This window comes from Staphylococcus caeli (genome assembly GCF_051413795.1).
Taxonomy (GTDB): Bacteria; Bacillota; Bacilli; order Staphylococcales; family Staphylococcaceae; genus Staphylococcus; species Staphylococcus caeli_A.
In genome coordinates, this window is the sequence record NZ_JBOIRQ010000023.1 from 24,270 (window position 1) to 35,293 (window position 11,024).

Genomic DNA, 11,024 nt, shown 5'->3' on the forward strand with positions numbered 1-11,024 from the left:
AGCAGATTTTTTTAACGGGGGAGATTATGTGGAGCATATTTATTCGAAATTTTATAAGCAACATGAAACAATAACTGCGTGCAAACCTGAAATACTAGGAGTAGTACTACATGACGACGCAGAAAATTATTCTGCAAAAGATTATATTGAGTGGTTACAAAATAGAATAGAGCATGACGAATTAGAAAAAGGCTGGGCATGTGTCTATATTGATAAAAATACAAGCTACTGGTTTCATCCATCTCACCATATAGAATGGCATTGCGGACATACATTTGCGAATGAACATTATATTGGAATTGAAAGATGTCAGTCGAAAATTGGAGGCGTATTATCTGATGAAGCCTTTATGCAAAATGAAGAAGCAAGTTTTAAAATTGCTGCAATGTTATTACAAAAATATAAGCTTCCGGTCAATAGAACAACTGTAAAATTGCATAAAATGTTCTATGATACTGAATGTCCTGCTAGGGCATGGGCGATACATTTAAACAATGCACCAACTAATCAACAAAACATGCAAAGGTTACAAGACTATTTTATTGAAAGAATAAAAGCATATGATCTATTCACAGAAGAAGAGCTAGCCGTGCTTGGTTAAGGCATTTCAGCAATTAAATATAACTATAAATAAATTGAAAAATAAGATTGCGTTATTTGATGGAACCGGTTACAATAGTGGTGTTGAGAATTTTGGTACCGGTTCCGTTGAAGAGGAGGAAATGTAATGAATTATAAAAAATCTGCTGAAGAGATATTACAAGCAATCGGGGGAGAAGAAAATGTAGACGCAATGGCTCATTGTGCTACCCGATTAAGACTTGTCTTAAAAGATGAAAGTATCGTTGATGAAGCAGCACTTGAGAAAATGGATGTTGTCAAAGGCACATTCGCTACTGGAGGTCAGTATCAAATCATTATTGGTTCTGGTACAGTAAATAAAGTCTTTAATGAACTAGAGCAAATTACAGGTAAAGAAGCTTCTACGACCTCTGAAGTTAAGGCGCAAGGTAATAAAAATATGAATCCATTCCAGAGATTTGTGAAAATGTTATCGGATATCTTTGTCCCAATCATACCGGCGATTGTTGCGGGTGGTTTATTAATGGGGATTAACAATATTTTGACAGCGCCTGGTATTTTTTACGATGGACAGTCATTAATTGACGTACATGACCAGTTTAAAGGTTTAGCAGAAATGATTAATATTTTTGCCAATGCACCGTTTACATTACTTCCTATATTAATAGGGTTTAGTGCAGCGAAACGTTTTGGAGGTAATGCATTTCTTGGTGCTGCATTAGGTATGATTTTAGTACATCCGGATTTAATGAGTGCTTATGACTATCCAAAAGCTTTAGAACAAGGTAAAGCTATACCTCATTGGAATATATTCGGCTTAGATATTAATCAGGTTGGATACCAAGGTCAGGTACTCCCAATGTTAGTAGCTGCATACATACTAGCGACGATTGAAAAAGCATTACGTAAAGTAGTACCAACAGTATTAGATAATTTATTAACACCATTATTATCTATATTAGTCACAGCATTCATCACATTCTCATTTGTAGGTCCAATCACACGCACATTAGGTTATTGGCTATCAGATGGCTTAACATGGTTATACGAATTTGGTGGTGCTATAGGTGGATTGATCTTTGGTTTGCTTTATGCGCCAATTGTAATTACAGGTATGCATCATAGTTTCATCGCAATTGAGACACAACTTATTGCAGACAGTGCTTCTACAGGCGGTTCATTTATCTTCCCAATTGCCACAATGTCTAATATCGCACAAGGTGCAGCAGCATTAGCAGCTTTCTTCATTGTTAAGGAAAATAAAAAACTTAAAGGTGTGGCATCTGCAGCGGGTATTTCAGCGTTGTTAGGTATTACAGAGCCAGCAATGTTTGGTGTGAATTTAAAACTAAGATATCCATTTATTGGTGCTATTATAGGATCAGGTATCGGGGCAGCATATATTTCATTCTTCAAAGTAAAAGCAATCGCATTAGGTACAGCTGGTATTCCTGGTTTTATTTCAATTAGTGGTCAAAATAATGGTTGGTTACACTATGGTATTGGAATGATCTTAGCTTTCGTAGTTGCTTTTGGTGTAACATATGCTTTGTCATATCGCAAAGGCAACAAGGAAATTGCTAAGTAAATAAAGTGAGTTATTATTCAAATAAAAAAAAGCGCAATCTTAAAATTTTTTAAGATTGTGCTTTTTTTACGCACCGTCATAATTTTTGTTTTCTCCACAAAAATGCACCTACAATAGACACAATAACGAGAGAAATACCAATAACAATGAGCCAAGATATATAACTATGATCATCGATAGGTAAAGGAACGTTCATTCCGAAAAAGCTAAATACTAAAGTTGGTAACGTTAAGAATACAGTGAATAAAGTCAACGTCTTCATCGTATTATTCATTTCATTAGACAATAATGAGGCATACGATGTTGTAATACTTTCAAGAATGTCTGTGTAAAGGCGTGTCGTTTCTAGTGCTTGATTGTTTTCTATTACTAAATCTTCTAGAATATCTTCATCTTCATCGAAGCGTTTAATAGCCGGCAAGCGGAATAATTTTTTCACAATACTTTCGTTGCCTTTTAATGCTGCTAAAAAGTACACTAAACTCTTTTCTACTTCCATTAGATTATATAATTGCTTGTTTGTAACATTATTTTTTAATTCACGTTCAATACGTAAACGTGTTTTATTAAGTAATCTTAAATTTCTATTATAATGATTAGAAATCGTTAACAAGATATTTAATGCAAAACGACTGTGAAAATTCAGGTTTATATTTTGACGTGTGAAATTATCTAGAAATTCATTGTCAACATCACAAACTGTCATAATTTTTTTATTACCGATAATTATCCCTAATGGAATTGTAATAAATGATAGTACTTTTAAATTTCTATCATTAACAACAGGCAAATCAATGATGATGAGTGAATATCCGGTATCTTCATCATATTCAACACGCGCACTTTCTTCTGAATCGAGAGGATCTCGAATAAAGTCTTCAGGAATATTGTAACGTTCAATCAGTGTTTCAATTTCTTCCCAGTTCGGATCAACGATATTAATCCAAGATGCGCTTTGATTTAATTCAGATTCAATAATTTCGTGGTTCTGTCCATGCTTATATGCAGTTATCATAATATAACGTTGTCCTTTCTTAGAAACTCTTTTATATATTAGCGAAGAAATGTAAGATTGACAAGGATTCAATTACTACTTGACTTTAGTTGTGCATTAGCCATGAGACGTAATGGTCCATTGAAAATAATCTTGAATAAATAATCAACAACGACATCTGTTTCCATTCTATTTGGATCTTGCACCCAATGTTTGATAAATGAGATTGTTGCGCCATATACATAGCTGTGAAAATAGTCTAAAGGAATGTCAGAAATATTATTCGCATTGTTTACATTTTTGGCCATATTTTCATACATAAGTTCAGAAATTTTTTCCTCAATATGACTCTTACGTTCCAAATTAAAAATAATCAAATAAAAATCTATATTGTCAGATATATGTAAAATAATGCTCTTCAACACATGCTCTGAAAAATTTTTAGCGAAATCTTCAATGTTCAAATCTTCCATTATGACTTTATAAAACTGAATTTTGTCAGCTAATCCAGCAATGTATTCATCTTCCATATCAGATAGTAAAAGATATTTATCTTCATAATGTAAATAAAAAGTACCTCTATTAATGTCTGCCAACGTCGTAATATCTTGAATAGTAATTTTATCTAAATCTTTGCTTGATAATAATTGTATAAATGCATGTTTGATAGCTCGCTTGGTTTTTCGTACGCGGCGATCTTCTGCCATAAGTAACAACTCCTTGTAAATTAATGGACAATTCTTATTAATATGTCGTTAAAAGAACATTATGATTATCATTGCGTATTGTTTCTTGAATTAATCTCATTATAATAAACAAAGTAAATAATAATCAACAAAATGTTCAATAAGGAGGAGCAGTAATGAATATTTTTAAAAATAAACTATTATGGATTACGCCAATCGCAATTTTAATTATACTTGCCATTTTTTCAATCGCATTTTACCCAGCATATAACCCTAAACCTAAAGCATTACCAATCGCAATTGTTAACCATGATGAAGGTACAACAATTCAAGATAAAAATGTGAATATTGGTAAGAAACTAGAGAACAAGTTAATGGATAGTGATAGTGAGACTATTAAATGGATTAAAGTAGATAGTGAGCGAGAAGTACGCAAAGGCTTAGATGAGCAAAAGTACTTTGGTGCTGCAATATTTGAAAAAGATTTTTCAAAACATGCGATGAGCAAAACGCAAAAAGTAGTTATGGACAGCAAAAAATCAGAAATGAAAGCTAAAGTAGAATCAGGTGAAATACCACCTGAGCAAGCACAACAAATGCAGGCTAAAATGGCTAAATCTGGTGGCTCACAAGACATCAAAGTTCAACGTGCGTCGTTTAAAACATTGATAAATAATGGTGCCAATATGCAAGCTTCACAAATTGCTACGCAAGTCCTAAAAGGTATGGGTGATAATTTAAATAAACAAATTATGAGCCAGAGCTTAACTACATTAGAGAAACAAGATGTTAAGGTTAGCGCAAATGATATAAAAGGAATCACACAACCTGTTAATGTATCAGAACACAAAGTGAATAAAGTTAAAGATCATCAAGGTAATGGAAATGCATCATTCTTAATGTTTATGCCTGTATGGATCAGTTCTATTGTGGCGTCTATATTATTATTCTTTGCATTTAGAACATCTGATAATATTCAACGATCACAACGCGTTATTGCATCAATTGGTCAATTAGCAGTCGCAGTTGTTACAGCATTTATTGGTGGCTTTGGATATGTATACTTCATGTCAGCAGTACAAGGCTTTGATTTCCCAGATATCAATAAAATTGGTTTCTTCGTTTCTATTGCATTACTTGGATTTATAGGTTTAATTTTAGGCGTTATGACATGGTTAGGTATGAAATCAATACCAATTTTCTTTATTGCTATGTTCTTTAGCATGCAATTAGTAATGTTCCCTAAACAAATGTTGCCAAAATTTTATCAGGATTATATTGTAAGTTGGAATCCATTTACACATTATGGGGAATATCTCAGAGAATTATTATATATGAATCAACCATTAGAAATGAATGGGACAATGTGGATGTTTGTTGGATTTATTATCTTCGGTATTGTTTCATCTGTTACAGCTGCTTTAGTTAGAAAACATAGTGGTAAACGTACAGAAATACCTTCTTAAAATGAATTAGTTGAAGTTGAAGCATCTAGCATGTAGTTTAAACTACGTGCTAGGTGTTTTTTTTCTTATTTTTATAATTGATGCGTTACATAAAAGTGAAAGTAGTAACAAATATTAAGTGAAGAAGTATAATTTGAGGTGAGGATATTGTAAAATTTAGTAGAGTTAAAGCAATTTTAAAAATATAGCATTAAAATTAGTGAAATATAAATATCGTAAAATTCTGTTGTGGCGCCATTTATGCGACGTATTTAAAATTTTGCAATCATATTACAAAATTATTTAGCAATTGCTTCGACATTTTAATCTTTACTTAACAATAAATTAACAAAAATAAGGTACAATTCACATAGTTTACAAATAATTTAAAGAGGTGTAACAATGGATTCTTCTGTAATGGAGATAATATTCACTTTTATCGGTGGACTAGGTATATTTTTATACGGAATTAAGCAAATGGGCGATGGATTACAGGCAGCTGCTGGCGATCGTCTCAGAAACATCTTAAACACGTTTACCAGTAACCCAATTATGGGTGTACTTGCAGGTATGATTGTAACGATTTTGATTCAAAGTAGTTCGGGTACGACAGTTATTACTATCGGACTTGTAAGTGCAGGATTTATGACAATGAGACAAGCTATTGGGGTAGTCATGGGTGCCAATATAGGTACGACGGTTACAGCATTTATTATAGGTATAGACGTTGGTGCCTATGCGCTCCCTATTTTAGCGATTGGTGCATTTTTAATATTCTTTATTCAGAAGCGTAAAGTTAAAAATGTTGGTATGATTCTATTTGGTTTTGGTGCATTGTTCTATGGTTTAGAGCTTATGAGTGGTGCTGTGAAACCTTTAGCTGATTTGGAAGGTTTTAAACAAATAATGCTAGACATGTCATCTAATCCGATTTATGGATTAGCGGCAGGTACGATACTAACGGTTATCATTCAAAGTTCAAGTGCGACAATCGGTATTTTACAAGGATTCTTCGCTAACGATTTAATTAGCTTACATGGTGCATTACCAGTACTCTTAGGTGACAATATAGGTACTACAATTACAGCAGTATTGGCGAGCTTGGCAGGATCACTTGCAGCAAAACGTGTTGCGGCTGTCCATGTTCTTTTTAATGTAATAGGTGCAACAATATTCTTAATTATATTACCGCTTTATCAAATGGCTATTGAATGGATGCAAGGTGTCTTAAACTTGAAACCAGAGATGGTTATAGCATTTGCGCATGGTACATTCAACATCACTAATACATTTATACAGTTACCATTTATTTTTGTATTAGCATGGATTGTTACGAAGATTGTTCCTGGTGAAGACTTGAATGAAAAATATAAACCAAGAACATTAGATAAAAACTTAATTAACAGAGCACCAAGTATTGCTTTACAAGAAGCACAAGAAGAAATTCAAAATATTGGACATATGACATTCGCAATGTTAAAAAGCGTGAACAGTTATGATGACAAAAAAGAAAGAGATATTATGCATAAGCATGCAGCAATTGATAATATGTATGATAATGTACGTCAATATTTAACTAAGATATCAGAAAAGAAATTATCTCAAAAAGATGCAGAAAGAATGACAGTGTTACAAGATGTTAACCGTACAATTTTAAAGGTTGCAGGTTTGTCTGAAGCGTATTTATTAGATAAGAAGAAAGAACAAACAGGACAAGTTCAAATTTCAGAAAAAGCTGAAGTAAGTATTAACAAACTTTATGACCATGTCATAACGTCATTCGATAAAACGATTGATATGTTTGATGTATATGATCGAGTGAAGCGTGACGAAATCGTGAAGATTAGTAACGAATCATATCGTTTAGAATACGACTTAAGAAAGAAACATATAAAGAGATTAAGTTCTGGAGAATGTACGCCAGAAGGTGGTTTGCTTTATTTAGATATGATTGCAATCCTTGAAAGAATTGGTTATCATTCAAGAAATATTTCGGAATCAATGATCGATATTGATGAAATAGAAACAGATGAAGATGAAGACACACCAGTAAATTGGTCATATTAAGTATGATGTGAATTGGAGCGCAGAGGTTCAGGCAATATTTGTTGTCTGAATCCTGTGCATTTTTTATGTAAAAGAAAATCTTTAGAGTAAGCGTTTTCACTATCGTAATTAAAATATTTATTTTACAATTGTTAGTAGCATAATCAATAAATGGAGGTCACAAAGATGAGTGTCTTAGATAAGTTCAAGTTAGATGGACAGGTTGCTATCGTAACTGGTGGTGCGTCAGGTCTTGGTAAAGCAATGGGGAAAGGTCTTGCAGAAGCAGGTGCACATTTAGTTATAGCAGATATTAATCTAGCATTAGCACAAGAAACAGCAGCTGAATTTGAAACAGAGACAGGAAACAAAGCATTAGCATGTAAAGTAGACGTTACAAGTCAACAAGATGTTTCTCAGATGGTTACAGATGTGATGGAAACATTTGGACGTATTGATATTTTATTTAATAATGCAGGAATCAATGAACACGTTAAATTTGAGGACATGCCATATGATCGTTGGGTTAAGAATATGGATGTGAATATAAACAGTATGGTACTCGTGTCACAAGAAGTTGGTAAAGTGATGATTAAACAACAGAAGGGCTCAATCGTGAATACTTCTTCTATGTCAGGTATTATTGTGAATACACCACAACCGCAAGCGGCTTATAATACTTCAAAAGGTGCGGTTATCATGTTTACGAAAAGTCTAGCAAGTGAATGGGCGGAACACGGTATTCGTGTAAATACAATTGCACCAGGTTATATGAAAACAGAACTGACAAAAGATTATTTTGCACAAGGTGGCGATATGATAGACACATGGATGAAGTTTACCCCATTAGGTAGACCTGGTGTACCTGAAGAATTACAAGGTGCAGCACTTTACTTGGCATCAGATGCTTCATCATTTGTTACAGGTAGTGTAGTTACAATTGATGGTGGCTATACAGCACTATAATTGAGTAGATATACTAAAGAGTAAATCTAAAATAAAGCAAATTTAGCTTACATGCATAGGTGATTCTAAGCATGTAAGTTTTTATTATATTAATTCTTAGTAAAACGATAAGAATACTTGACAAAAATTAAAATCACGCATAGTATTACATTTAATATAATTTTCAGAAAATTAAAACGAGGGGGATTTCAAATGACATCGATGAGTATTTTGGATCAAAGCCCAATAGCAAAAGATGAGCGTGTAGGGGATGGCATTTCGCGCACAGTAGCGTTAGCACAATTAGCGGATCGATTAAATTATAAGCGCTTTTTTGTGTCAGAACATCATAATATTCCAGAAGTAGTAGGTACTAGTCCTGAAATTTTAGTAACACATTTACTAAATCAAACGGAGCATATACGAATTGGTTCTGGTGGTGTAATGTTGCAACACTATAGCCCATTTAAAGTGATTGAACAATTTCATTTTATGAGCCAAATCGCGCCAAACCGTGTGGATTTAGGTGTTGGAAAGGCGCCAGGGGGATTCCCATTAGCAACGCAAACATTACAGTCAGAACTTAAATCTCCAGCTTTAGCATTTGAAGAAAAATTTCAGTTGTTGAATCGTTTTAATCGACATGATTTCCAAAAGGATGAAGATTATCACAACCTGCAAACTGCAATTCGTGCTGATGAAGTGTCAAGACCAGAAGTGTTTTTGTTAGGTGCAAGTGAAAACTCAGCGATTTTAGCTGCTAAAGAAAAAGTAGGTTTTGTATTTGCCTATTTTATAAATTCGGATAAAGAAATCTTGCATAAAGCGATTCGCAAGTATAAATCAGAATATCCTGAGGGGCGAGTGATTGTAACTGTAGCAACAGTTATAACAGATAATGAAGCTGAAAGACAGATGGTTGAAGCGGGACGCACGAATTATGCATTGCACTTTGAAGATGGTAGAAAGATAACCGTGAATACGAAAGAACAACTTGATGATTTTACAGCGCAAAGTACTGAACAATTTCAAGTAACAGCAAAGCAAACGGGAGTATTAAGTGGCGATGTTGAGACAATTAAGTCGGAATTGAATCAATTAAATAGGGATGGAGCCATCGATGAATTTATGATTCATATGCCAGTTGCAAACCACGCACTTAGAGTGAAAACAGTAGAACAACTTGCGCCAGCTACAGAAATATATAACAAGAAAGTGGGGATTGTATGAGCCAACAAAAATTAGACTTTGGCATCATGTTGAATGGACCAGGTAGTCATATGAATGCATGGAAATCAGATCAAGTTCCGAATGATGCCAGTACGAATTTTGAATTTCAACTTAATATTGCTAAACGTGCCGAACAAGCAGGTTTCAGTTTTGTATTTGTAGCAGATGGATTATATATTCATGAGAAATCTATTCCTCATTTTTTAGATAGACATGAACCATTGACGCTATTAGCAGCGCTTGCACCTGTGACACAACACATAGGTCTTGTTGGCACGATATCGACTTCATATAGTGAACCATTTACAGTGGCAAGACAATTGGCAACTATCGATAGACTTAGTCGCGGCCGTGCAGGGTGGAATGTAGTGACCTCACCATTAGAAGGCAGTGCAGATAATTATAGTAAAGGGAATCACCCAGAACACGATGTCAGATACGATATTGCTGAAGAACATTTACAAGTCGTTCAAGGTTTATGGGATTCATATGAAGATGATGCATTTACGTTTGATAAAACTAATGGTAAATATTTGGATAAATCAAAAATGCATACCTTAAATTATGAAGGGAAATATTTTCAAGTTAAGGGACCATTAAATGCCGGTCGGTCTGAACAAGGACAACCTGTTATATTTCAAGCTGGTGCATCACCTAAAGGACAAGCATATGCTGCCAAATATTCAGATGCAATTTTTACACTAGGTGAAGACAAAGACGCCGCAATACGCAACTATGACAGTATTAAGCAGCAAGCAATCGAACAGGGGCGTAATCCAAATGATATTAAAGTTTATCCCATTTTAGCACCTATTATTGCTAAGACTGAAGAAGCAGTTGAACGACAATATGAAGAAATCAAAGCACTAACGAATATTGAAGAGGCCTTGGATTATTTAGGAAGATATTATGATCATCATGACTTTAGTCAATATGATTTAGACGCACCATTTCCCGATTTAGGTAATATTGGGCAAAATAGTTTCCGCGCAACTGTAGATGCCATAGCAGCACGTGCAAAAGAACAGCATTTAACGTTAAGAGAAGTAGCACTTGAAGAAACTGTACGTCGTTCACCATTCACTGGTACTTATGAAACCGTTGCGAATTTATTGATTGAATGGTTTGAAGATGGTGCAGCAGATGGGTTTATATTCGGACCATATATATATGGTACGGTTTATGATGATTTTATAAATGAAGTTTTACCTATTTTAGAAGCAAAAGGTTACTATGATAAGGGCTATCAAGGTACGACGTTAAGGCAACATATGGGAATACCGTATAAAGAAAATAGATATAGTAAACAAAGTATTCATTGAGTCTAGGACATAACTAATTTCTCAGACCCATGCATACAGCAAAGTAACAGAACTCAGGTTCATAGGCACAACTAAGGTCAATAGCGTTGTGTCTATTTTTTTATGATGAATTGTCAATTTAACTGCAACAGACTTACAGTGAAAATTTCATAAGGTGTACACCAATTAAGACACTTTCTTGGTCGA

Annotated in this window: 10 protein-coding genes; 8 read left to right on the forward strand and 2 right to left on the reverse strand. The window is 34.1% G+C overall.

Features of this window, described 5'->3' with window-relative positions:
- The first annotated feature begins 28 nt into the window (after positions 1–28).
- From ACSULM_RS10780 to ACSULM_RS10790, 3 genes are read left to right on the forward strand one after another with little or no spacing between them, the layout of a single operon-like run.
- Positions 29–601: a peptidoglycan recognition protein family protein gene (locus ACSULM_RS10780; protein WP_436862646.1), complete on the forward strand. Its 573-nt coding sequence runs from the start codon at positions 29–31 to the stop codon at positions 599–601.
- Complete coding sequence (locus ACSULM_RS10785; RefSeq protein WP_436862647.1) at positions 594–728, forward strand: hypothetical protein; 135 nt, start codon at positions 594–596, stop codon at positions 726–728. Before ACSULM_RS10780 ends, ACSULM_RS10785 begins: the two co-directional genes overlap by 8 nt.
- A complete protein-coding gene (locus ACSULM_RS10790) occupies positions 728–2,170 on the forward strand; it encodes a sucrose-specific PTS transporter subunit IIBC (RefSeq protein ID WP_436862648.1) in 1,443 nt (480 codons plus the stop codon). The genes ACSULM_RS10785 and ACSULM_RS10790 overlap by 1 nt, the downstream gene beginning before the upstream one ends.
- 76 nt (positions 2,171–2,246) lie before the next feature.
- On the opposite strand, the gene ACSULM_RS10795 is transcribed toward ACSULM_RS10790, so the two are convergent.
- Both ACSULM_RS10795 and ACSULM_RS10800 read right to left on the reverse strand, forming a co-directional pair.
- Entirely contained in the window at positions 2,247–3,185 is a 939-nt protein-coding gene (locus ACSULM_RS10795) for a magnesium transporter CorA family protein (protein ID WP_436854566.1), read from the reverse strand.
- Positions 3,186–3,253: 68 nt separating this feature from the next.
- Complete coding sequence (locus tag ACSULM_RS10800) at positions 3,254–3,871, reverse strand: TetR/AcrR family transcriptional regulator (RefSeq protein ID WP_436862649.1); 618 nt, start codon at positions 3,869–3,871, stop codon at positions 3,254–3,256.
- A gap of 155 nt (positions 3,872–4,026) precedes the next feature.
- On the opposite strand from ACSULM_RS10800, the gene ACSULM_RS10805 reads away from it, so the two are divergent.
- The 5 genes from ACSULM_RS10805 to ACSULM_RS10825 all read left to right on the forward strand — a co-directional run bounded on the left by ACSULM_RS10805 (position 4,027) and on the right by ACSULM_RS10825 (position 10,838).
- Positions 4,027–5,316 (forward strand): ABC transporter permease, encoded by a 1,290-nt coding sequence (locus ACSULM_RS10805; RefSeq protein ID WP_436862650.1) that lies wholly within the window; start codon positions 4,027–4,029, stop codon positions 5,314–5,316.
- A 381-nt stretch (positions 5,317–5,697) separates the two neighbouring features.
- The gene (locus ACSULM_RS10810; RefSeq protein WP_436862651.1) at positions 5,698–7,362 is read left to right on the forward strand and encodes a Na/Pi cotransporter family protein; all 1,665 of its coding nucleotides are present in this window, start codon (positions 5,698–5,700) and stop codon (positions 7,360–7,362) included.
- Positions 7,363–7,527: 165 nt separating this feature from the next.
- Positions 7,528–8,307, forward strand: coding sequence for an SDR family NAD(P)-dependent oxidoreductase (locus ACSULM_RS10815; RefSeq protein WP_436854570.1), 780 nt, complete (start codon positions 7,528–7,530; stop codon positions 8,305–8,307).
- A 192-nt stretch (positions 8,308–8,499) separates the two neighbouring features.
- The gene (locus tag ACSULM_RS10820) at positions 8,500–9,516 is read left to right on the forward strand and encodes an MsnO8 family LLM class oxidoreductase (RefSeq protein WP_436862652.1); all 1,017 of its coding nucleotides are present in this window, start codon (positions 8,500–8,502) and stop codon (positions 9,514–9,516) included.
- Positions 9,513–10,838: an LLM class flavin-dependent oxidoreductase gene (locus ACSULM_RS10825; RefSeq protein WP_436862653.1), complete on the forward strand. Its 1,326-nt coding sequence runs from the start codon at positions 9,513–9,515 to the stop codon at positions 10,836–10,838. Before ACSULM_RS10820 ends, ACSULM_RS10825 begins: the two co-directional genes overlap by 4 nt.
- The last annotated feature ends 186 nt before the right edge of the window (positions 10,839–11,024 follow it).